Raw genomic sequence first — 23,214 nt, 5'->3', positions numbered from 1 at the left:
ACAAAGCAAGGATAAAATGAAAAACTGTCGAGAACTTCTCGACAGCTTGAATGATGAAAGAATGCACAATGATTAAAATTTTAAGTCCGCTTTCTTCATATTGATCATATACATTAAGATCAAACCAAAAGTCAAAGCCAGAAGAAAACATGTATGGATGAGAGCTGTTCCGGATTGCCAGAAGTTGTAGGCTTGTCCATACATCCATGGAAGGTATGATGAAAGTGGCGAGATCGTAGAAATGATCAGCAACATCAGCCAAATACCAAACCTGTTTTCTAGAATAAGTAATAGGGTCACTAAACAGCTGAGAGACATCCAAGCATATAGAAGTGAAAAAGTTGTGCCACTGGTAAAATTGCCATTCCATACTGATACTAGAAAAGCTAGGAGGACATAGCCAGCTGTTCGCCAGTAGACCATCACAATTTCTTTCCTAATTAATCGTGTCCGTGATGTTATGCGGCCAGGTAGTAATGGGTACAGTTCTCGTATATCTGAAATCTGACTTAAAACAAACAGTGCACCAAACAGAGAAAAAGCGATCCATAAGATAGAATCAACCAGAGTGTTGTTCGTCAACACATGTGCTATGTTGACTTGAACGCCTTCATTTTCCCACATTGAAAAATCCAGTGATTGTTTAAGCCATAAGGAAATCATACCTGATAACAGCCAAAGCCAATCACTTTTTTTCATCGTTCAGTTCTTGGCATGACGAGATTGGTTTTGATGATGATCTGATAAAGTGCAAAACACAAAATAAGAACCGCACATTCAGTTGTTAGCAAAATCAATAAAGGCGAGGTTCCATCAGCGTGAGCAGCCAATATCATTCCTTCCCCAGGTAGGAATCCTTTCATAAAGATGTTCGATTTGAAAAGGGCTAATACAGCAAATGCCCACCCTAAAGACAAGGCGAAAGCGATAAGTACTTTTTTCGTTAGAAATGCACCTGCAAACCCTAAAAAGATGATGAAGCAAAAAGACCACCAAACAATAAACAAGCGGGAGACAACAAACCACAAAGATGATGCGGTTAATTGAAAAAATGGGTGGGTATTTGTTTCAGCAAAACCATCAAATTTAAAATAACCAATCACAATACTCCAAAATAATAAAATGATCACGGTATAGGTCGCAATTGCTGTTCCTAAGGTAAGATAACTCCAAAACAATGTGCTGCGTTTCTTCATCCGCGCCAATGAAGCTGTGCCGAACGGCGTCCACAACCATTGTGTTGTGTCAAAACAAAGCAGTGTCAGAATCAGTCCGCCAGAAAATGGAATGACTAGCAGGGAACCGCTGATTTCCAAGAGCCAGTCTAACAAAGAAGGTGTATTTGTACTTGGGAAATAAACCGGCTCAAAAACAACAATTGCTCCCCCAGCAAGTAAAAATGCCAATAAAAGTCTTTTCCAACGTTTGATCATATGCAGTTTTATAACATGTTTAATCATACAGTCTGAACTTCCTTTAAAACGCCTTCTTCAAGCATATAAACTCGATCACATAATCGCTGAACTTCTTCCTTATGATGTGAGACGAGTGCAACACCTGCTCCTTGTTGGCGGGCTTCGAAAAGCATCTCTTCAAAGCGTTTTTTACTATCTTCATCAAGCGCGTTTGTCGGTTCATCAAGCAACAGTAATTTTGGTCTTTCCATAAAAACTTGTGTCAGGCCTAATCGTTGATTCATCCCAAGCGAATACGTTTTAACTGCATCTTTTAAATCAGGATCGAGCTTCAATTTTTCCATCGTAGCACGAATGTCTGTATCTCCTCTTTCACCTTTCAGGTCTGCAAGCATTTTCAGATTGTCATAACCTGATAAACGGTCGATAAATCTGGGCGTCTCAATCAGTAAGCCAATGTTTCCAGGAAACAGACCTTTTTTGAGTGTTTGGCCATGAACAATAATATCACCGCGATCGGCATACATTAAACCAGCCAACAGCCTGAGAATGGTTGTTTTACCTGAACCATTGCCGCCGACAATTCCGATGATCTCTTTCTCATTGATTGTAAGATTGACATCTTCTAAGACACGTTTTCCTCTAAAGCGTTTTTGTACGCTGCGAATTTCTGCAATCATCGTACAAGCCCCTTTCTCTTTTTGTAAAATAAGGTTATAAATAGTAAGAAACCATAAACAGCGATAAATGAAAGGAGTACAGCCAGATTAATTCCAAGGGACTGCCAGCCATTTCCATGATCGTAAAGAACAAGTTCAGGGATGGATAATGGTACCCATTTCTCAGGGAGAATCGAAAGATTAAATAATAGAATTGGTAAAATGACAATCAGTATAAACGGATAAACAATCGTTTCCCAAAGCCGTTTAGCAATTTGCAGAATCCACAGTGAGCAGAGGGCATATCCAATCGCTTGCAACATTTGAATGATGACCAGCACCAGCATTGTAAGAAATGGTCCGAAAATCCCGTTTAAGCCTTCAGCAATCACCAGTGGATCTGATGTCCATTGAAACCCATGAACCGCACCTAAAAAAAAGCAGTGATAATAAGTCGCCAATGAGTATGTATAAACATACACACGCTAACGTGAATGATATTTTTTTAGTGAGGTATGATTTGTAGCCGATTCGCATCATACTCCACACTCGCAAATCACTTAGCCATTCTCTTGCTAATAGTTCTGATACAAGTAAAATAATGAACAGCGAAAATACCAATGGAGAAACATTAAATGAACTTAAATATGCATGGAATAATACAGCATTGATTCCTGTCCCAAAAAGTGAATGATGATATTCTAACATCGTTATGGTTAATGGGAACAATAAAATAATTGCTATTAACGAAAATGATTTCAGTTGTTTGACTTGCAGAAAAAAATAATTCATTTGCATCATTGTGTTCCTTTCAAAATAGAGTATATGTCTTTTTAAACCTAAAAGTAAACAAGTGGAGGTGAAATACAGTTTTCACCGTCTTTATTCCTAATAAAAAACCAGTCCTTTCTCTTCTTGGGAATACTTTCTTATAAATAGACGTTGTTAAAAAGGAGATCGTTTTGGAAGATTTATGACTCGTCCGATCTTTACAATTTTCCGCAATTCCTCTATACTTTTTCCTTAGGCAAAAGCTAAGTTGTGTGTGGAATAAACACTGTTTTCAATGTGAAAAATAGTGGACATATATATGATGAAAGGAAGATGACGCTGTGAGCGGACTTTGGTATACAGAGAAACAAACGAAGAATTTCGGAATTACAATGAAAATCAACAAGACTTTACATACAGAACAAACAGACTTTCAAAAACTTGAAATGGCGGAGACAGAGGAGTTTGGCAATATGCTGTTTTTAGATGGCATGGTGATGACCTCTGAAAAAGACGAGTTTGTCTATCATGAAATGGTGGCGCATGTTCCCTTGTTTACACACCCAAATCCTGAGCAAGTGCTTGTTGTCGGTGGCGGTGACGGTGGCGTCATTCGTGAGGTCTTAAAACACCCGAGTGTCAAAAAAGCAACACTTGTTGATATCGATGGCAAAGTGATCGAATACTCGAAGAAATTTTTACCGTCAATTGCAGGTAAACTCGATGATCCACGTGTGGAAGTGAAAGTGGATGACGGTTTTATGCATATTGCTAAATCGGAGAATCAGTATGATGTCATTATGGTGGATTCTACAGAGCCAGTCGGGCCAGCTGTCAACCTATTTACAAAAGGCTTCTATGCTGGAATTGCAAAGGCCTTAAAAGAAGATGGGATCTTTGTTGCTCAGACAGATAACCCGTGGTTTACGCCTGAATTGATTACAAATGTTCAACGTGATGTCAAAGAAATTTTTCCAATTACAAAACTGTATTTAGCAAATATTCCTACATATCCAAGTGGATTGTGGACGTTTACGATCGGTTCGAAAAAATACGATCCACTACAAGTGGAAGAGACCCGTTTCTTTGATATTGATACAAAATACTATACAAAAGAGATTCATCAAGCGGCATTTGTGTTACCTAAGTTCGTTCATGATTTAATCAAATAAAAACAACTTGCGCAGGCAGTGATTCTGCGCTTTTTTTGAGGAGGCAGATTGATGAGATTTGATGAAGCATATTCTGGAAAAGTTTTTATCGCAAGCCGTCCTGATTGGGAAGAGGCCGACGCCATTCTTTATGGGATGCCGATGGACTGGACGGTTAGCTATCGACCAGGTTCCCGGTTTGGCCCAGCGAGAATTCGTGAAGTATCGATCGGGCTTGAAGAATACAGTCCTTATTTAGATCGAGAGCTTGGTGAGATTCATTTCTTTGATGCTGGCGACATTCCCCTGCCTTTCGGAAATCCAGAGCGCAGCCTTGAGCTAATCGAAACATATGTTGACAGCATTCTGGAAAAAGATAAGTTTCCGCTTGGCATGGGTGGGGAACACCTTGTCTCATGGCCTGTTATCAAAGCGATGTATAAGAAATATCCCGATCTTGCTATCATCCATATGGATGCCCATACAGATCTTCGTGTTGATTATGAAGGAGAACCGCTTTCGCATTCAACACCGATCCGTAAGGCGGCGGAACTGATCGGTCCTGAACATATTTTTTCATTTGGCATTCGTTCCGGAATGAAGGAGGAGTTCGAATGGGCGAAAGAAAACGGCATGCACATTTCCAAGTTTGAAGTGCTTGAGCCTCTCAAACAAGTTCTACCGAAACTCAGCGGTCGTCCAGTCTATGTCACGATCGACATTGATGTGTTAGATCCAGCACATGCACCTGGAACGGGTACGGTTGACGCTGGAGGCATCACTTCAAAAGAACTGCTTGCTTCGATTCATGAAATTGCCCGGTCTCATGTTAACGTCGTTGGGGCAGACTTAGTTGAAGTGGCACCGATCTATGATCATTCCGAACAAACAGCAAATACGGCAAGCAAGCTTATTCGAGAAATGCTGCTCGGTTGGGTGAAATAACCCTGAGCTGTCCTTTTTAGGGCGGCTTTTTTCTTCATCATTTTTTAGAAAAACTGTTTATCTTCAAGGTTGTTCTGTTAAGATGTATATAAGGGAAAATAGTACTTAAGAAGGTTGTAAAAAGGATGTGTCAGAATGGATCAGGAGATGCCCGTGAACATTCATGTAAAATCTCTCATTCATGAAGGAGCAGATGTTGAAACAATTGAATTCAAAACAACAGGAATTTATTATATGAAAAAAGGTAAAATATATCTTTCCTATGATGAAGAACATGACGCGGGCAAGGTGAAAACGGTTGTCAAGGCAAGCGAACATGAAGTCTTGATTATGCGCTCCGGTGCGATTAAAATGAAACAAAGATTTAGGCCGGGAAGTCGCACAATCACCAATTATAAAATGCCTTTTGGCAGTTTAGAACTTGGGGTTGATACGAAGGAATTATCGGTCAGTCAGCAGTCTTCAAACGGAAATATTCATATTTTGTATGATATGATCATCAGCCAAGATCAAAGACATTTACATAAAATGTCAATTTCATATCAAGGAGGACATGAGTCATGAACATAGTTGAACAGACAAAGGATAAGCTAAAACAGGAAATCAAGGAAGCCGTGATCAAAGCAGGACTGGCTGAAGTGACCGACATTCCTGAGGTCGTGTTAGAAGTGCCAAAAGATAAATCACATGGTGATTTTTCAACCAATATGGCGATGCAGCTGGCGAGAGTCGCTAAAAAAGCACCGCGCAACATCGCCGAAGAGATCGTCACATCCTTTGATAAAAGCAAAGCATCGATCGATAAGCTTGAGATTGCAGGTCCTGGATTTATCAATTTTTATATGGACAATCAGTATTTAACAAATCTGATTCCAGCTGTTCTTCAAGCAGGACAAGCGTATGGTGAAACAAACACTGGCGGAGGTGAGAAGGTTCAGGTCGAATTCGTGTCTGCAAATCCGACAGGAGATCTTCATTTAGGACACGCTCGCGGTGCAGCTGTCGGTGATTCCTTATGTAATATTCTTGAAAAATCTGGTTATGATGTCAGTCGTGAATATTATATTAATGATGCTGGTAATCAAATAAACAACCTTGCCTTATCAGTTGAAGTTCGTTATTTTGAAGCGCTTGGCAAGGAGAAACCGATGCCTGAAGACGGCTATCGTGGCGAAGATATTAAAGAAATTGGCCAAAAACTTGCGGAAGAGTTTGGTGATCGTTTTATTCATCAAGAAGAAAGTGAGCGTCTCGCGTTTTTCCGTGAATATGGCTTAAAGTATGAACTAGCAAAGCTTCGCGAGGATCTTGAAGATTTTCGGGTACCATTTGATGTTTGGTATTCAGAGACATCACTTTATCAAAACGGTAAAATTGATGAGGCACTCGAAACCCTTAGAGAAAAAGGACATATTTATGAAAAAGATGGTGCGACATGGTTTGGGTCCACAGCGTTTGGTGATGACAAAGACCGCGTCTTAATTAAGAGTGACGGATCATACACATACCTTCTCCCAGATATTGCCTATCATAAAGATAAGCTAGCCCGCGGCTTTGATAAATTAATTAATATTTGGGGTGCAGACCATCATGGTTATATTCCGCGGATGCAGGCAGCTATTGAAGCTCTTGGCTATAAAAAAGGCACACTTGAAGTGGAGATTATCCAGCTCGTCCACCTATACAAAAACGGTGAAAAAATGAAGATGAGCAAGCGCACAGGTAAAGCTGTTACAATGCGTGATTTAATTGATGAGGTCGGTCTTGACGCGGTTCGTTATTTCTTTGCGATGCGCAGTGCCGATACCCATATGGACTTTGACCTTGACCTTGCCGTTTCATCATCAAACGAAAATCCGGTTTATTATGCACAATATGCGCATGCGAGAATTTGCAGTATGCTTCGTCAAGGTGAAGAAAAAGGGCTTTCCTTTGAAGGAAACCTTGATTTAACAAAAATCACTTCTGAAAAAGAATATGATTTGTTAAAAGTGATCGGTGGATTCCCTGAAGCGGTTACTGATGCTGCTTTGAAAAGAATTCCACACCGTGTGACAAACTACATTTTTGAGCTATCATCAGTGCTTCATAGCTTTTACAATGCTGAGAAAGTTCTTGATCCTGCTGATGAAGAAAAAAGCCGGGCTCGCTTAGCTTTAATGAAAGCAACCCAAATTACGTTAAATAATGCATTAACATTGATTGGTGTTTCCGCACCTGAAAAGATGTAATATAAAATCCCTCAGCCACTGCAAATGGATGAGGGATTTTGTTATGTTGGAATAGAAGCACAACAAACGGAGGTTTAGTCATGCATGGATTGAGCGTCATACTGGGCTATATTTGCGTGGTGGCCTTTTCTGTTTTATCAGCAACAATGGTTTACATATTTATGTTTTTAGAAGACGGGTTTGGCTTTGCCCCATTTTATGTGATAAGTATGTTTATGTTGGTTGGTTATGTCCTGTTTGCTACCCCTGTGCAAATTTTCGTCAATCGCAAACCTAAAAAATTTTCTCGTTGGCATTTAGTGACTTACTTCATCATCTCTTTTGCAGTCTGTACAACCCTATTAGTCTTATTAGATAGTTATAGGTGGTATATTTTGACGGTGCCCATGCTTTATATTTTTAGCTTTGTCCTAGCTTTCATTTATTGGTTTTGGGATTCCGTTTTTCTTCAAAGAAAGCACAAATCCTCTTCATAAGTTTGCTTTAGGTAGATATAACACAATAGATTGAGAAGCCCTAGAAAGACAACCTTTAAAACAACTTCACAATCGCTGCTGGTGATAGAACACGCCCTGTTGATTTCACTTCTCCATCGATCACAATGCCCGGCGTACTCATCACACCATAAGACATGATCTCTTGAATATCTGTTACTTTTTCGATTTCTGCCTCTTTGCCGGACTGAGCGAGTGCTTTCCGGACGTTTTGTTCAAGTGTCTGACAATTCTTGCAACCTGTTCCTAAGATTTTAATGTTCATGTGAATCCTCCTCTATAGTATGAAATGAAATAAATAACCGATTAAAATAATGCCTGTTGAGACAATTCCGAAAAAGATCAGAACAAGTTCTTTTTTGAGGACGCGGCTGAGTAAGATCCCTTCTGGCGCTGATAATGCAACTGTCGACATCATGAAAGCGAGAGCTGTCCCCATTGACATTCCTTTAGCGACAAGGACCTCGATGATTGGAAGTGTCCCGATCGCATTAGAATATAGCGGAACACCGATAAGTGTTGCAACGATTGGCGAGTACCAGCTGTCTCCAGCGACACTGACAATGAAATCTGTAGGGATATAGCCGTGAAGACCTGCCGCAATGCCAATTCCAATCAGAAGGTATGGGCCAGTTTTTTTGATCACAGACCAGACGTTTTCAAGAGCGAATTTGAGGCGGTCACTGTGTGATAATTTAACGACTGTCGCCGCCTCGGTCTGTTTGATTTGATAGACATACTCTTGTACATACTTCTCAAGGTGCAGTCTCTCAATCAAAAGACCGGCCAACAATGCGACTGTGATACCGGCCATGACATATAATACTGCTATTTTGAAACCGAACATCGAGACAAGTAATACAAGTGATACTTCGTTAACAATTGGCGATGTGATAAGAAATGTAAATGTGATCCCGAGCGGAATACCAGCTTCAACAAAACCGATGAAAAACGGAATTGTTGAGCAGGAGCAGTATGGTGACAATACACCGAGACCGGCCGCTCCGAGATAACCGACCGCTTTTTTCTTGCCTGATAAATAGTTTCGAACGGACTCTACTGGGAAAAACGAACGGATATAGCTGATGACAAACACCATGATGGCTAATAAGACGGCAATTTTAGTGACATCCATCACAAAAAACTGTATCGTTTCTCCAAGTCGGCCTTGTAAATGAAGTAACTCATAGGCAATCAAATGCCCAATCTGCTCAAACATGTTTTACCGCCTCTTGAAGTGAAAATACCGTATTTCGACCTACTTTTTCAGAGTAGATCAATTCGCCCCTTTCTAGTAGTCGAATATGATGTGTCATCGTAGAATTCGGTACATTGAGAGCACTGACAAGTTCACAAAGACACATCGGCTCGATTTCTAGCAGTTTGAGGACTTTTAAACGGGTTGGATCTGCCAGCGCTTTATATACGTCTGCCTTTTTTAACAAAGCCTTTTCATCAAACTTTTGATCTGCAACGATTTGATCTAATGTTTCAGCTGATTTTAGGGACCAATTCATAGCTGTCAGCTCCTTTATTATTATTATAAAACTAGTTTTATAGTTTTGTAAACTGTTCTGCGTAAATCTCCACACCGTGATATGTTTGCCCGATCACCTTTTTAAAAAGCCACTTAGGAATGAGAAAAAGGATTGACTGAACACTCATTCATTATTTAAGATAAAGATAGTAAAGGGGATTCTCGGGAAGTTGGATTGGGAGAACTGAAAGGGGGAGCTATTGTTGAGTTACATGTTATGGTTAAATTTCATTGCATTTTTGGGAGTAACCTTTTACGCCGTTTATCTGTTTATTTACTTGATCAGGACGAGGTTGAGTTACATTAGACTCGGACAAAAAGAGGTTTTTGATCAACGGATCAAGGAACGGCTTCAAAGGATATGGCAAAATGTCTTCGGTCAAAAGAAATTGCTCAAAGATAAAAAAAGCGGGATTATTCATGTTATGTTTTTTTATGGTTTTATTCTTGTCCAGTTTGGGGCACTGGATTTTATTATAAAAGGACTTTTTCCAGATAAAGGACTGCCGCTTGGGAGTGTTTATCCTGCATTCACATTCTTTCAGGAAATAGTTACACTGCTGATTTTGATTGCAGTTGCTTGGGCGTTTCATCGGCGTTATATTGAAAAGCTTGTTAGACTGAAACGAAATTTTAAATCAGGCCTTGTGCTACTGTTGATCGGTGGGTTGATGTTTACCGTTTTGCTCGGAAATGGTATGAATATCGTTTGGCACGACCACTCGCTTGCTTGGCATGAACCAATGGCCTCAGCGGTTGCATTTGTTTTTGGGTTTATGGGCGAAACTGCCGCTACAGTCGTTTTTTATCTGGCGTGGTGGGCCCATCTCTTGATTTTATTAACGTTTTTAGTTTATGTTCCTCAATCAAAGCACGCTCATTTGATTGCTGGACCTGCAAATGTTTTTTTGAGCAGGCTAACAAATCCGGGAAAGCTTGAAAAAATTGATTTTGAAGATGAATCAAAAGAAACGTTTGGTGTTGGTCGAATTGAAGAATTCAGACAATCACAGCTTATCGATCTTTACGCTTGTGTAGAATGTGGTCGCTGTACCAATATGTGTCCTGCGACAGGCACAGGTAAAATGTTGTCACCAATGGATCTCATCTTGCGGCTTAGAGACCACCTAACAGAAAAAGGAGCAGCTGTGACATCAAAGACACCTTGGGTACCGGCCACATTTTTTCAACATACAAAAGCTAACCAGTTAGCAATGGCGGCTGGTGGAGAAGGATCAAAAGAAGCCGCAGCCACAGATCTTTATAACCCAAGTTTAATTGGGGATGTCATCACAGAAGAGGAGATTTGGGCTTGTACGACTTGCCGCAATTGTGAGGATCAGTGTCCAGTTATGAATGAGCACGTTGATAAGATTATTGATCTTCGTCGCTATCTTGTTCTAACAGAAGGAAAAATGGATGCTGATGCACAGCGTGCGATGACAAGCATTGAGAGACAGGGGAATCCATGGGGATTAAACAGAAAAGAACGAGAAAACTGGCGGGACATGCGTGAAGACGTTGAAGTACCGACTGTTAAGGAAATGAAGAAAAAAGAGAAAGAGTTTGAATATTTGTTTTGGGTTGGATCGATGGGATCTTATGACAGACGGAGTCAAAAAATTGCGATGGCATTCGCACACCTTCTTCAGCATGCCGGTGTCTCATTTGCCATTCTTGGAAACAAAGAGAAAAACTCAGGTGATACACCAAGACGACTTGGTAATGAATTCTTGTTTCAAGAGCTAGCCACAAAAAATATTGAAGAATTTGCAAAACATGATATTAAAAAAATTGTTACGATCGATCCTCATGCATATAATATTTTCAAAAACGAATATCCTGATTTTGGCCTTGAAGCAGAAGTTTTTCATCATACAGAATTACTCGCCTCACTTGTTCGAGACGGCAAGCTTAAACCGAAGTTTCCGGTTGAGGAAACGGTGACATTTCATGATTCCTGTTATTTAGGACGTTATAACGAAGTCTATGATCCTCCTCGTGACATCCTTCGTTCAATTCCGGGAATCCGCTTAGTGGAAATGGAGCGCAGCCGGGAAACCGGAATGTGCTGTGGAGCAGGCGGTGGCTTGATGTGGATGGAGGAAGAGACAGGAACAAGAATTAATGTAGCGCGAACAGAGCAGGCTCTGCTGACCAATCCATCAGTGATTAGTTCCGGTTGTCCGTATTGTCTCACAATGCTTGGAGATGGAACTAAGGCAAAAGAAATTGAGGAACAAGTTGCCACAAACGATGTTGCTGAACTGCTAGAACGGGCAGTGTTTGGCAAAGAAGATCAAGGGGAGGAGGCATCCTAGATTTAGAGATGAAAAAGAAGGTGTGAGTAGAATCTCCGCCTTCTTTTATCATAAGTATATAAAGAAGGCTGAGGGGAGATATCATGGTCAAATCGGTAATTGTTGGAGGTGCACGGACACCTTTTGGAAAATTAGGGGGAGCACTTCAGACGAAATCAGCTGCTGAGCTTGGGGGTATTGCCATTCAAGCTGCATTAAAACGCTCTGGAGTAAGAGGGGAACACGTAGATGAAGTGATCATGGGTTCAGTTTTGCAAGGAGGGCAGGGACAATTGCCTTCAAGACAAGCAGCAAGATATGCAGATCTACCGTGGTCTGTCAAAACGGAAACTATTAATAAAGTTTGTGCCTCTGGGATGAGAAGTCTGACAATGGCTGACCAGATGATTCGCGCTGGTGATGCAGAAGTGATCGTTACGGGTGGAATGGAGTCGATGTCTAATGCACCTTACTTGCTGAAAAAAGCGAGAATGGGCTATAGGATGGGAGATGGAACTGTTCAGGATATGATGCTTCTGGATGGTTTGACATGTTCTTTTGCAGGTGTACACATGGGGGCTTATGGCAATGCCGTTGCGAAAGAATTAAAGATTACGAGAGAAGAACAAGACCGCTGGGCATTAGCAAGTCAACAGCGAGCTGTCGAGGCAACGGATTCAGGATTGCTTCAAGAAGAAATTGTTCCTGTAAATATTCCACAAAAAAAAGGTGAGAAATTAATTGTGGACCGTGATGAAGGTCCGCGCCGAAACACATCAATTGAAAGGCTAGCAATGCTTTCACCTGTTTTTGACGAAAACGGGACGATTACAGCTGGCAATGCGCCTGGAGTAAATGATGGAGCATGTTCGCTCATTATTGCCAGTGAGGCAAAGGCAGAAGCCCTAAACGTAAAACCGCTAGCAACGATTATTGCCCATACTTCACTTGCTGTTGAGGCCAAAGACTTTCCAAAAACACCTGGGCTGGTCATTGATGAGTTGCTGAAAAAAACGGGTGCAGACCAAGCTGATATCAGTCTGTTTGAAATCAATGAAGCTTTCGCGGCAGTTGCTTTGGCAAGTGGGAAAATCGCTGGAATTGATATGGAAAAGGTCAATGTAAATGGTGGTGCAATTGCACTTGGCCATCCGATTGGTGCGAGCGGTGCACGGATCATTCTGACGCTGATGTATGAGTTGAAACGACGCGGTGGTGGTACGGGTATAGCTGCAATTTGTAGTGGCGGTGGTCAAGGCGATGCTGTTATGATTCATGTTTAAGGGGGGATGAAATTGAGAAACGACACGATCATGGTCATCGGTACAGGGCAAATGGGTGGGGGAATTGCCCAAGTTTGTGCTCAGGCTGGTTACAATGTCTATTTGAACGATGTATCAGATGAACAAATTCAAAAAGGGATGAAGCGAATTTCAGGTCAACTGATGAGGCAGGCGGAAAAAGGCAAAATGTCACAACAAGATGTCAAGGAAATCTATCAGCGGCTCTCTCCAGTACCTCATTTGGAAGATGCTCACGAGGCCTTTCTCATTATTGAAGCTGCTATTGAAAATATGGATGTGAAAAAAGAGATTTTTAAGCGTTTGGATGGTGCAACTGGAGATTCTGCGATTCTGGCATCAAATACGTCATCTTTATCGATTACAGAGCTTGCATCAGTCACAAACAAACCGGAACATGTCATCGGTATGCATTTTATGAATCCAGTACCTGTCATGCAGCTGATTGAAGTGATCAAAGGGCTTGAGACGAGTGAGGAAACGTATCAAACGGTTGTTACTGTGGCTAAAAAGCTTAACAAAGTGCCAATTGAAGTCCATGATTTTCCTGGTTTTATTTCCAATCGAATGTTAATGCCAATGATTAATGAAGCAGTGTTCGCGCTTTACGAGGGTGTCGCAGACAAAGAAAGCATTGACAGTATTATGAAATTGGGAATGAACCACCCAATGGGACCGCTTGCTCTAGCTGATCTCATTGGACTTGATACATGTCTTTCTATTATGGAAACACTTCATCAAGGGTTTGGTGATGATAAATACAGACCATGTCCACTACTGAAACAATATGTCAACGCAGGCCGTTTAGGGAAAAAATCGGGTAGGGGTTTTTATACGTACGGCGACAATTGAAGAGGAGGGGCAAAAAGTGAACCTTCTATTGACAGAAGCACAAGCCGGGATGCGAAAGCAAGTTAGTCAGTTTGCTGAACGCGAAGTAGCTCCGTATGTACCAGAAATGGAAAAGGGGCATTTTCCGGCAGCTACTTTAACGAAAATGGCAAGTTGCGGCTGGATGGGTCTGCCCATTCCTGTGAAGTATAACGGGGCTGGTACTGACTTTATTTCGTATATCATCACCATTCATGAGTTATCAAAAGTCAGTGCTGTTGTTGGAACAATTTTATCTGTGCACACATCACTTGCTACAATGCCTATCCTTTTGTATGGGAATGAACAGCAAAAAGAGTGTTATGTCAAAAAACTCGCTAGTGGACAATATATAGGAGCCTTTTGTTTAACAGAGCCAAACGCCGGTTCTGATGCAGGGAGCATTAAAACAAAAGCAGAAAAACAAGGTGGTACGTACGTTTTAAACGGAACAAAAAATTTTATTACGAACGGAGAAGCGGCAGATATTTACCTCGTTTTTGCAAGACTTGGGGACAAAGGGGATTTCAGCTTTTATCATTGAGAAAGGAACAAAGGGCCTTCACATTGGCAAAAATATAGCGAAGATGGGACTCCACGGTTCACAAACAATAACACTTCATTTTGATAACGCTGTCATTTCTTCTTGCCAGCTACTTGGTAAGGAAGGCGAGGGGTTTAAAATTGCCATGTCTCATCTAGATACAGGTAGAATCGGAATCGCTGCACAGGCGCTTGGTATTGCTGAAAGCGCGCTTAGTGATGCGACCGAATATGTCAAGGTGACGTATCAAAAGGGAGAGCTCCTCAAGCAACAACAGGAGCTAGCTTTTAAATTGGCTGATATGGCGACGCGGACAGAAGCGGCCAAGCTTCTCGTCTATCAAGCTGCATCACTAAAAGAACAAGGTAGAAAAACTGGAAAAGCGGCAGCGATGGCTAAATTGTTTGCTTCAGAGACAGCGATGTATGTGACAACTGAGGCCATTCAACTATTTGGTTATCAGGGGTTAACAACAGATTATCATGTAGAACGATACTTCAGAGATGCGAAAGTATGTGAAATTTATGAAGGAACAAACGAAATTCAACGAATCGTCATTAACAAGCATATATAAGGAGTGGGGAAGCGATGATGTTTAAGCTGTCTGAAGAGCATCAAATGATTCAAAAGATGGTCCGCGACTTTGCTAACCATGAGGTGGAACCGACAGCGGCTGAGCGTGATGAAGAAGAAAGGTTTAATATTGAGTTATTTAAAAAGATGGCGGAATTAGGATTGACGGGTATTCCGTGGCCAGAAGAATACGGTGGGATCGGCAGCGATTATTTAGCATACGTCATTGCAGTGGAAGAACTCTCAAGTGTATGTGCTTCAACAGGTGTCACTCTGTCTGCTCATACATCACTTGCAGGCTGGCCAATCTATACTTTTGGAAGTGAAGAGCAAAAGCAGAAATACTTAAAGCCGATGGCACGTGGAGAAAAGATCGGTGCTTACGGCTTAACTGAACCAGGTTCAGGTTCTGATGCAGGTGGAATGAAAACAACTGCAGTTAAAAACGGTGATGAATATATCATAAATGGAACAAAAATTTTTATTACAAATGGAGGAATTGCTGATTATTATATTGTATTTGCTGCTCTCGATCAGGAGAAGAAACACCAAGGGTCAACAGCTTTTATAATTGAGAAAGACTTTCCTGGCTTTTCAGTCGGTAAAAAAGAGAAAAAGCTTGGAATTCGTTCATCACCAACGACAGAAATTATCTTTGAGGACTGTCGTGTCCCTGTAAAAAACAGGCTTGGTGAAGAAGGAGAAGGTTTTAAAATTGCCATGATGACACTTGACGGCGGGAGAAACGGAATTGCGGCCCAAGCTGTCGGAATTGCGCAAGGAGCATTTGCGGCTGCGAAAGCCTATGCAAAGGAACGAAAGCAATTTGGCAAACCGATTGCCGAACAACAAGGAGTTGCATTTAAACTAGCAGACATGGCGACAGAAATTGAAGCATCAAGGCTTTTAACCTATCAGGCGGCATGGCTTGAATCTCAAGGCCTGCCTTATGGGAAAGCATCTGCAATGTCAAAATTGTATGCTGGTGATACAGCCATGAAGGTGACAACAGAAGCTGTTCAAATCTTTGGCGGATATGGCTATACAAAAGATTACCCAGTTGAACGCTATATGCGTGATGCGAAAATTACGCAAATTTATGAAGGTACTCAAGAAATTCAGCGTATGGTGATTTCGAGAATGCTAATCAAATCCTAGTGTGTAAACAGAGACGGACAAGCTTATTTGCTTTGTTCGTTTTAGGTCCAAGCCGGTCTTCCTTTTTTGTATCTTTTACTTCATGTTTTCTGCCGCTCATTTAGTTATTGTATTTTAAGTAAAATTTATTGAATTAACAGGAATAAAGGTAGCATAAACTGTTTGCTTTTGTTTATAATGAGAGGTATGGTTTGTCGTAAAAGACGGGAATTACATGCTTATTTTCTATGACAAAGATAGTAGATACATACATGAAGATAGAAAGGGAGTGTCTGGCCATGAGCTTGAAACAATACTCAGAAGAACAGCTGAAGGAAATGGCTTTAGTAGAAATTGCACATGAAATATTCTTAGACGAAAAAAAATCAATTACATTTCAAGAACTTACAGATAAAGCAGCTTCTCTGCTCGGACTTGGAAAAGAAGAGCTGGAGGATCGCATTGCCCAGTTTTATACAGATTTAAATATTGACGGTCGCTTTTTAGCGCTGTCTGACCAGACATGGGGATTGCGTAGTTGGTATCCATATGATCAGCTTGACGAAGAAACACAGCCGACTGTAAAGGCGAAAAAGAAAAAAGCGAAAAAAGCTGTTGATGCAGAAGAAGATTTTGAAAATGAAGTTGATGATATTCTTCTTGATGATGAAGCTGATCTTGATACCGATGAATTCGATGATATCGATGAAACGGATGATGATGAACTTGATGACCTTGAAGACGAAGTTTTAGATGATGACGAAGATTTTGATGAAGATGCAGAAGATTAAACAGGTATGATTTAAATTGGATCTTGACTTTCATAAGTGAACTATGTAGTATGTATTTTGGGCTCTTCAAAAAGAAGAGATTCAAGTGATACGGACTATCAGCTCCCTTTCAAGAAATTGAAAGGGAGCTTTCTTGTTTTTCCGTCCCTAACATATCTTAATCATTTAGAAAACAACTAAATGATTTTTCATAAACGGAGCATTTTAATGAATAAGTGTCTACATGAAGAGAGGGGTACAAATATGACAAAATATATCTTTGTAACTGGAGGAGTTGTATCCTCACTTGGTAAAGGAATTACAGCATCTTCACTTGGGCGTCTCCTGAAAAACAGGGGTCTTAATGTAACAATTCAAAAATTTGATCCTTATATCAATGTGGATCCTGGAACAATGAGCCCATATCAGCATGGTGAAGTGTTTGTAACAGATGATGGGGCGGAAACCGACCTTGACTTAGGTCATTATGAACGCTTTATTGACATTAACTTAAATAAATATAGCAATGTAACAACTGGGAAAATATATTCTACAGTGCTCAAAAAAGAACGAAGAGGCGATTATTTAGGTGGCACTGTCCAAGTTATTCCGCATATTACGAATGAAATTAAAGAGCGTGTTTTCCGTGCTGGAAAAGAAACAAGTGCTGATGTTGTCATCACGGAAATCGGCGGAACTGTTGGTGATATCGAATCATTGCCATTTCTTGAAGCCATTAGACAGATTAAGAGTGATATCGGGCGCGAAAATGTGATGTACATCCATTGTACACTCGTTCCTTACATTAAAGCGGCAGGAGAAATGAAAACAAAGCCGACACAGCATAGTGTTAAAGAATTGCGTAGTCTTGGGATTCAACCAAATGTGATTGTTGTCAGAACGGAAATGCCGATTTCTCAAGATATGAAAGATAAAATAGCATTGTTTTGTGACATTGATCCGAAAGCCGTCATCGAAGCCGGAGATGCCGACACACTATATTCCATTCCGCTTGAACTGCAAAAACAAGGACTTGATCACCTCGTCTGCAACCACTTGCAGTTGGAATGTAAAGAAGCTGATATGGAAGAGTGGGAAATGCTTGTTAATAAGGTGCAAAACCTTTCGAAAACAGCAACCATCGGTTTAGTCGGCAAATATGTCGAACTTCAGGATGCTTATATTTCTGTTGTGGAATCTCTCCGTCATGCGGGATATGCATTTGATTCAGATATCCAAATTAAATGGATCAATGCTGAAGAAGTAACAGAAGAAAATATTAGCGATCTAGTTCACGATGTAGATGGTATTCTTGTTCCTGGTGGATTTGGGGATCGTGGAGTTGAAGGGAAAATTGCAGCTGTTCATTATGCACGCCAACATAAAATTCCGTTCTTTGGGATTTGCCTTGGGATGCAAGTGGCATCGATTGAATATGCGAGAAATGTTCTAGGGCTTCAGGGAGCACATTCTGCTGAAATCGATCCTTCAACACCATATCCGATCATTGATCTTCTTCCTGAACAAAAAGATATTGAAGATCTCGGTGGAACCCTTCGGCTTGGTCTCTACCCGTGCAAGCTTAAGGAAGGGACAAAAGCGTTTGAAGCTTATCGCGATGAAGTGGTGTACGAACGTCATCGCCACCGTTATGAATTCAACAATGAATTTAGACAACAAATGGAAGAAGCCGGTTTTGTATTTTCGGGGACAAGCCCCGATGGCCGCCTCGTAGAAATTATTGAGCTTAAAGATCATCCATGGTTTGTGGCTTCACAATTTCACCCTGAATTTACTTCAAGACCGACAAGACCTCAAGCCTTGTTTAGAGATTTTGTTCATGCGTCACTAAGAGCTTCTGAAAAACTGTAAAGCAAAGAACCTGTCAGCATAAGTTGACAGGTTTTTTGTCATGTCTAGTACTATAATCGTATGGCATGAGAAGAAACAACTAATTTCAAGCCGGGCGGTTTCTTTCATTGGTATTCCTGAAGAATTTCCTTTAATGTAAAGGAAAGGGCATGGTAAATGTAGAGGCTCACCATGAGTGAAGGAAACCCGAATCTTGTACCATCTTCATGGGGAAGAAGCGGCCTTGTCAAGTTTAAGTCAATATGGACATCGGCAAATGATTCAATAGATGTATCTTCTTTAGATGAAGGGGAGATAATGATCAATCCAACCCCTTTTTCATTCAGTTTTTCAGCTATTTGTCGTTCATCATGATCCATTGGAGAGGCACAAAACATCAGCACCTTATCAGCGGGTTGAAAAACAGGCCAATCTACTTCATCATGGGGAAGCGATTTGACTGAGGGAAACGGTTCAGAACTGTGCAAGGCTTCGTTTAGAATGCCCTCCAGTTCATTTTTTCCATAAACATATATGGAGTGATTACTAATCACTGCTTGAGCTAAAAATCTGGCTCCATCTTCAATCGCCAAGGCTTCCTTTTCCTGAATTCGATTAAAGATTCCTAATAATTGTGTCGTGAAAATTTTAAGCAAGTCGACTCCTCCTTTTTTCCTGTCTATCATTATATACTAAAGAAGAAAATTGGGAAAAATCCTCTAAATCTGTCGCAAACTTAAATACTTGAATTAAAGGAAAAAAGTAAAACAAAACAGAATAGATAAACTACTGCTTTATTTTGGCGAAAATTAAGTGTAGAGGTGTGTAGAAAAATGAATGAGAAGATTTTAATTGTAGATGATCAGTACGGGATTCGCGTTTTGCTGAATGAAGTTTTCAATAAAGAAGGGTACAAGACATTTCAGGCTGCTAATGGACTTCAGGCGCTTGACATTGTTGGGAGAGAACGACCAGACCTTGTGTTGCTTGATATGAAGATACCTGGAATGGACGGGATTGAAATTTTAAAAAGGATGAAAGTGATCGATGATCAAATCCGTGTCATCATTATGACAGCTTACGGTGAACTTGATATGATTCAGGAGTCAAAAGAGTTGGGAGCTCTTACACACTTTGCAAAGCCCTTTGATATTGACGAAATTCGCGAGGCAGTCAAAGTCTATCTGCCCATCAAATCAAACGGATAACGGGAAAAAGTTTTTGATGTTGTCACAGTCATGTTATTGCCGATTTGCTGAATAATTGTTATTCTATATAAGTAGAGAAAAGCTAAAGTAGTAAAAAAACATTTTACATATGGCAGGTTTTTCTGGTCATACTAGTTAGGTGTGAAGGCTTTTTTCGAAAAAAAAAAGCAAATCAGGCTACATAAGGAGGACTTTCGACATGCCTTTAGTATCAATGACGGAAATGTTGAATAAAGCAAAAGAAAACAAATATGCTGTAGGACAATTTAACCTAAATAACCTTGAGTTTACTCAGGCTATTTTACAAGCAGCTCAAGAAGAAAAATCCCCTGTTATTCTTGGTGTATCAGAAGGTGCAGGACGTTATATGGGCGGTTTTAAAACAGTTGTTGCAATGGTTAAAGCGTTAATGGAAGAATACAATGTAACTGTTCCAGTTGCGATTCACTTAGATCACGGTTCAAGCTTTGAATCTTGTGCAAAAGCGATTCATGCTGGTTTCACTTCAGTTATGATCGACGCTTCTCACCATCCTTTCGAAGAGAATGTTGAAACGACTGCAAAAGTGGTTGAACTTGCTCATTTCCACGGTGTTTCAGTAGAAGCTGAACTTGGAACTGTCGGTGGACAGGAAGATGATGTTGTAGCAGAAGGCGTGATCTACGCTGATCCAAAAGAATGTCAAGACCTTGTTGAACGCACTGGTATTGACTGTCTTGCACCTGCATTAGGTTCTGTTCACGGTCCTTACAAAGGTGAACCTAACTTAGGATTTAAAGAAATGGAAGAAATTGGAAAAACTACAGGTCTTCCGCTTGTTCTTCATGGCGGTACTGGAATTCCAACTAATGATATTAAAAAATCTATTTCATTAGGTACAGCAAAAATCAACGTCAACACAGAAAATCAAATCGCTTCTGCAAAAGCTGTTCGTGAAACATTGGCAAAATTAACAGAAGAGTATGATCCACGTAAATATTTAGGACCTGCACGTGAAGCTATTAAAGCAACAGTTATTGGCAAAATGCGTGAATTTGGTTCTTCAAACCAAGCATAATGATCTTAGAAAAACACCTGCTTTCCATAAAATTTGAGGAAATAGGGTGTTTTTCTGCATGCATGATTTAGCATGGGGCTCTTTTGCTTCCAGTTCAGTCAAAAAGCCGCCTGTCTTAGGTCAGGCGGTTTTATCCTTATTATTTGGAAAGCGCAAACATGTTTTAAGTTTCAGACATTTTTTATGACAGGAGGTTTTGTCAAGTATGCTGTTTTTTATTGATACTGCAAATTTAGACGAAATTAAGGAAGCTCATGCTCTCGGTGTTTTAGCTGGGGTTACCACAAATCCTAGTTTAGTAGCCAAAGAAAATATTTCGTTTCATGACCGTCTGCGTGAAATTACAGATGTAGTATCATTAGGATCTGTTAGCGCTGAGGTTATTTCTCTTAAGGCGGAAGAGATGATTGAAGAAGGAAAAGAGCTTGCAAAGATAGCACCGAATATTACAGTAAAAATCCCAATGACAGCCGATGGCTTGAAGGCTGTAAAAGCATTAACTGATCATGGTATTAAAACAAATGTTACACTGATCTTTAGTGCTAATCAGGCATTGCTTGCAGCTAGAGCAGGAGCTACTTATGTTTCTCCATTTTTAGGACGTTTGGATGATATCGGTCATAATGGTCTTGATCTCATTAGCGAAATTAAACAGATCTTTGATGTGCACGGTTTAGATACACAAATTATTGCGGCATCAATCCGTCATCCACAACATGTTACTGAAGCTGCTTTGAGAGGGGCCCATATTGGTACAATGCCACTGCAAGTGATTCATCAATTAACAAAGCACCCGTTAACAGATATTGGGATTGAAAAGTTTTTAGCAGACTGGAATAAAAATAACAGTTAAGGATCGTTTTGTGAGTGGCAAGTGAAGGGAAATCCTTCTGCTTGTCACCATTTTGTTTATGTTTTATACTTAGAGGACTTTTTTCCACGCGCAACTTCGCCATATTCTTCCCAATAATTTTTGAGAATATTGTATTCTTTTTCTTTTAATTGGCTAGATTTTTTAAAAGGACCATTTGTTTTTTGAGAGGGCTAAAATGATCATTAGCTATCTTCTTAGGAAGGAGACGATCATGGAAAAGTTAAATATAGCCGGCGGAGACCCCTTGAATGGGACAGTACATATAAGCGGTGCTAAAAATAGTGCGGTCGCTCTTATACCTGCGACGATTTTGGCTCATTCACCTGTTACAATCGAAGGTCTTCCGCATATATCAGATATTTTAACGCTACGCGATTTGTTAAGAGAGATCGGTGGAAATGTTCATTTTGAAAAAGGAGAAATGGTCATTGACCCCAAACCGATGATCAGTATGCCTTTGCCGAACGGTAAAGTAAAACAGTTGCGGGCGTCCTATTACTTAATGGGAGCGATGCTCGGTCGTTTTAAAAAAGCCGTTATCGGTCTTCCAGGCGGGTGTCACCTCGGTCCAAGGCCGATAGATCAACATATTAAAGGTTTTGAAGCGCTCGGAGCAGAAGTGACAAATGAACAAGGTGCGATCTATCTACGTGCAGAACAATTAAAAGGCGCACGAATATATTTGGATGTTGTCAGTGTTGGAGCAACGATTAATATTATGCTTGCTGCTGTGCTTGCAAAAGGTAAAACAGTGATTGAAAATGCTGCAAAGGAACCGGAAATCATTGATGTTGCCACCCTTTTAACAAGTATGGGTGCTAAAATAAAAGGTGCTGGCACAGATGTGATCCGAATTGAAGGGGTAGAATCACTTCATGGTTGCAGACACTCGATTATTCCAGATCGGATAGAAGCAGGAACTTTTATGATTGCAGCTGCTGCAATGGGACAAGAGGTATTGATTGATAATGTGATTCCGACACATCTTGAATCAGTGATTGCTAAGTTGCGCGAGATGGGGATCAGAATTGAGGAAAGCAGTGACCAGTTGTTGATGGTTGGTGGGCAGAAAGAATTGAAGCCAGTCGATCTCAAAACACTTGTCTATCCCGGTTTTCCAACTGATCTGCAACAACCGATGACATCCCTGTTAACAAAGGCTAATGGGACAAGCGTTGTCACTGACACGATTTATTCAGCCCGTTTTAAACATATAGACGAGTTACGACGAATGGGTGCAGCGATGAAGGTTGAAGGAAGATCAGCGATTATCACAGGTTCCGCTGCTCTTCAAGGTGCTAAAGTGAAAGCCAGTGACCTTAGAGCGGGAGCGTGCCTTGTTATTGCCGGTTTAATGGCAGAAGGTATTACTGAGATAACCGGACTCGAACACCTTGATAGAGGATACAGTCAGATTGAAGAGAAACTGTCCAACCTGGGAGCTGTCGTTTGGCGTGAGAAACTAACAGACCAAGAATTAGAACAGATGCAAAATTCCTAATTCGCTTTTTTTGAATATGATATGG

At 40.6% G+C, this 23,214-nt stretch carries 23 protein-coding genes and 1 pseudogene; 16 read left to right on the top strand and 8 right to left on the bottom strand.

The features are described 5' to 3' along the window. Positions 1-72: 72 nt before the first annotated feature. The 4 genes from PDT38_RS10175 to PDT38_RS10160 are packed head-to-tail and all read right to left on the bottom strand — an operon-like array spanning position 73 to position 2,556. Complete coding sequence (locus PDT38_RS10175) at positions 73-699, bottom strand: hypothetical protein (RefSeq protein WP_270801077.1); 627 nt, start codon at positions 697-699, stop codon at positions 73-75. After that, complete coding sequence (locus tag PDT38_RS10170; RefSeq protein ID WP_270801076.1) at positions 696-1,460, bottom strand: hypothetical protein; 765 nt, start codon at positions 1,458-1,460, stop codon at positions 696-698. Before PDT38_RS10170 ends, PDT38_RS10175 begins: the two co-directional genes overlap by 4 nt. After that, positions 1,457-2,095 (bottom strand): ABC transporter ATP-binding protein, encoded by a 639-nt coding sequence (locus PDT38_RS10165; RefSeq protein WP_270801074.1) that lies wholly within the window; start codon positions 2,093-2,095, stop codon positions 1,457-1,459. The genes PDT38_RS10170 and PDT38_RS10165 overlap by 4 nt, the downstream gene beginning before the upstream one ends. Continuing rightward, complete coding sequence (locus PDT38_RS10160) at positions 2,092-2,556, bottom strand: hypothetical protein (protein ID WP_270801073.1); 465 nt, start codon at positions 2,554-2,556, stop codon at positions 2,092-2,094. Before PDT38_RS10160 ends, PDT38_RS10165 begins: the two co-directional genes overlap by 4 nt. Before the next feature lie 630 nt (positions 2,557-3,186). Between PDT38_RS10160 and speE the strand changes: the two genes are divergently transcribed. The 5 genes from speE (at position 3,187) to PDT38_RS10135 (ending at position 7,648) form a co-directional block, all read left to right on the top strand. After that, positions 3,187-4,017, top strand: coding sequence for a spermidine synthase (gene speE, locus PDT38_RS10155; protein WP_270801070.1), 831 nt, complete (start codon positions 3,187-3,189; stop codon positions 4,015-4,017). Between the two features lie 51 nt (positions 4,018-4,068). Further along, the gene (speB, locus tag PDT38_RS10150) at positions 4,069-4,941 is read left to right on the top strand and encodes an agmatinase (RefSeq protein ID WP_270801068.1); all 873 of its coding nucleotides are present in this window, start codon (positions 4,069-4,071) and stop codon (positions 4,939-4,941) included. Positions 4,942-5,076: 135 nt separating this feature from the next. Further along, a complete protein-coding gene (locus tag PDT38_RS10145) occupies positions 5,077-5,505 on the top strand; it encodes a DUF1934 domain-containing protein (RefSeq protein WP_270801066.1) in 429 nt (142 codons plus the stop codon). After that, positions 5,502-7,172 carry an arginine--tRNA ligase gene (gene argS / locus PDT38_RS10140; RefSeq protein ID WP_270801064.1) on the top strand — a complete coding sequence of 557 codons (1,671 nt, stop codon included), beginning with the start codon at positions 5,502-5,504 and terminating at the stop codon, positions 7,170-7,172. Before PDT38_RS10145 ends, argS begins: the two co-directional genes overlap by 4 nt. A gap of 80 nt (positions 7,173-7,252) precedes the next feature. Next, positions 7,253-7,648 carry a UPF0715 family protein gene (locus tag PDT38_RS10135; RefSeq protein ID WP_270801062.1) on the top strand — a complete coding sequence of 132 codons (396 nt, stop codon included), beginning with the start codon at positions 7,253-7,255 and terminating at the stop codon, positions 7,646-7,648. Between the two features lie 55 nt (positions 7,649-7,703). Here PDT38_RS10135 and PDT38_RS10130 read toward each other — a convergent pair whose 3' ends face one another. Genes PDT38_RS10130 through PDT38_RS10120 form a run of 3 tightly spaced genes read right to left on the bottom strand, consistent with a single transcriptional unit; the run spans position 7,704 to position 9,183 of the window. Further along, the gene (locus PDT38_RS10130) at positions 7,704-7,931 is read right to left on the bottom strand and encodes a thioredoxin family protein (protein WP_270801060.1); all 228 of its coding nucleotides are present in this window, start codon (positions 7,929-7,931) and stop codon (positions 7,704-7,706) included. A 12-nt stretch (positions 7,932-7,943) separates the two neighbouring features. Then, the gene (locus PDT38_RS10125) at positions 7,944-8,885 is read right to left on the bottom strand and encodes a permease (RefSeq protein WP_270801058.1); all 942 of its coding nucleotides are present in this window, start codon (positions 8,883-8,885) and stop codon (positions 7,944-7,946) included. Further along, positions 8,878-9,183 carry an ArsR/SmtB family transcription factor gene (locus tag PDT38_RS10120; protein WP_270801055.1) on the bottom strand — a complete coding sequence of 102 codons (306 nt, stop codon included), beginning with the start codon at positions 9,181-9,183 and terminating at the stop codon, positions 8,878-8,880. Before PDT38_RS10120 ends, PDT38_RS10125 begins: the two co-directional genes overlap by 8 nt. A 232-nt stretch (positions 9,184-9,415) precedes the next feature. On the opposite strand from PDT38_RS10120, the gene PDT38_RS10115 reads away from it, so the two are divergent. The 7 genes and pseudogenes from PDT38_RS10115 (at position 9,416) to PDT38_RS10085 (ending at position 18,570) form a co-directional block, all read left to right on the top strand. After that, positions 9,416-11,524 carry a heterodisulfide reductase-related iron-sulfur binding cluster gene (locus PDT38_RS10115; RefSeq protein ID WP_270801728.1) on the top strand — a complete coding sequence of 703 codons (2,109 nt, stop codon included), beginning with the start codon at positions 9,416-9,418 and terminating at the stop codon, positions 11,522-11,524. An 83-nt stretch (positions 11,525-11,607) separates the two neighbouring features. Then, positions 11,608-12,786 carry an acetyl-CoA C-acetyltransferase gene (locus tag PDT38_RS10110; RefSeq protein WP_270801052.1) on the top strand — a complete coding sequence of 393 codons (1,179 nt, stop codon included), beginning with the start codon at positions 11,608-11,610 and terminating at the stop codon, positions 12,784-12,786. A gap of 12 nt (positions 12,787-12,798) precedes the next feature. Continuing rightward, complete coding sequence (locus PDT38_RS10105) at positions 12,799-13,656, top strand: 3-hydroxybutyryl-CoA dehydrogenase (protein ID WP_270801049.1); 858 nt, start codon at positions 12,799-12,801, stop codon at positions 13,654-13,656. Positions 13,657-13,672: 16 nt separating this feature from the next. Then, positions 13,673-14,792 (top strand): annotated as a pseudogene (locus PDT38_RS10100) (acyl-CoA dehydrogenase family protein). A gap of 14 nt (positions 14,793-14,806) precedes the next feature. Beyond that, entirely contained in the window at positions 14,807-15,949 is a 1,143-nt protein-coding gene (locus tag PDT38_RS10095) for an acyl-CoA dehydrogenase (RefSeq protein WP_270801046.1), read from the top strand. A gap of 278 nt (positions 15,950-16,227) precedes the next feature. Continuing rightward, positions 16,228-16,719 carry a DNA-directed RNA polymerase subunit delta gene (rpoE, locus tag PDT38_RS10090; protein ID WP_270801043.1) on the top strand — a complete coding sequence of 164 codons (492 nt, stop codon included), beginning with the start codon at positions 16,228-16,230 and terminating at the stop codon, positions 16,717-16,719. A gap of 243 nt (positions 16,720-16,962) precedes the next feature. Continuing rightward, positions 16,963-18,570: a CTP synthase gene (locus tag PDT38_RS10085; protein WP_270801041.1), complete on the top strand. Its 1,608-nt coding sequence runs from the start codon at positions 16,963-16,965 to the stop codon at positions 18,568-18,570. A 104-nt stretch (positions 18,571-18,674) separates the two neighbouring features. Here PDT38_RS10085 and PDT38_RS10080 read toward each other — a convergent pair whose 3' ends face one another. Further along, positions 18,675-19,205, bottom strand: coding sequence for a DUF2529 domain-containing protein (locus tag PDT38_RS10080; RefSeq protein ID WP_270801039.1), 531 nt, complete (start codon positions 19,203-19,205; stop codon positions 18,675-18,677). Between the two features lie 177 nt (positions 19,206-19,382). Between PDT38_RS10080 and PDT38_RS10075 the strand changes: the two genes are divergently transcribed. From PDT38_RS10075 to PDT38_RS10060, 4 genes are all read left to right on the top strand, one after another. Continuing rightward, positions 19,383-19,757, top strand: coding sequence for a response regulator (locus tag PDT38_RS10075; protein ID WP_270801037.1), 375 nt, complete (start codon positions 19,383-19,385; stop codon positions 19,755-19,757). A gap of 199 nt (positions 19,758-19,956) precedes the next feature. Beyond that, positions 19,957-20,814: a class II fructose-bisphosphate aldolase gene (locus PDT38_RS10070; protein ID WP_270801033.1), complete on the top strand. Its 858-nt coding sequence runs from the start codon at positions 19,957-19,959 to the stop codon at positions 20,812-20,814. 205 nt (positions 20,815-21,019) lie between these two features. Then, positions 21,020-21,667: a fructose-6-phosphate aldolase gene (fsa, locus tag PDT38_RS10065; RefSeq protein WP_270801030.1), complete on the top strand. Its 648-nt coding sequence runs from the start codon at positions 21,020-21,022 to the stop codon at positions 21,665-21,667. Positions 21,668-21,899: 232 nt separating this feature from the next. Further along, the gene (locus PDT38_RS10060; protein ID WP_270801027.1) at positions 21,900-23,189 is read left to right on the top strand and encodes a UDP-N-acetylglucosamine 1-carboxyvinyltransferase; all 1,290 of its coding nucleotides are present in this window, start codon (positions 21,900-21,902) and stop codon (positions 23,187-23,189) included. Positions 23,190-23,214: the final 25 nt, after the last annotated feature.

Source organism: Bacillus changyiensis (assembly GCF_027706145.1).
GTDB lineage: Bacteria > Bacillota > Bacilli > Bacillales > Bacillaceae > Bacillus > Bacillus changyiensis.
The sequence above is the reverse complement of the archived record's forward strand: the minus strand, read 5'-3'. Positions and strand labels throughout refer to the sequence as shown.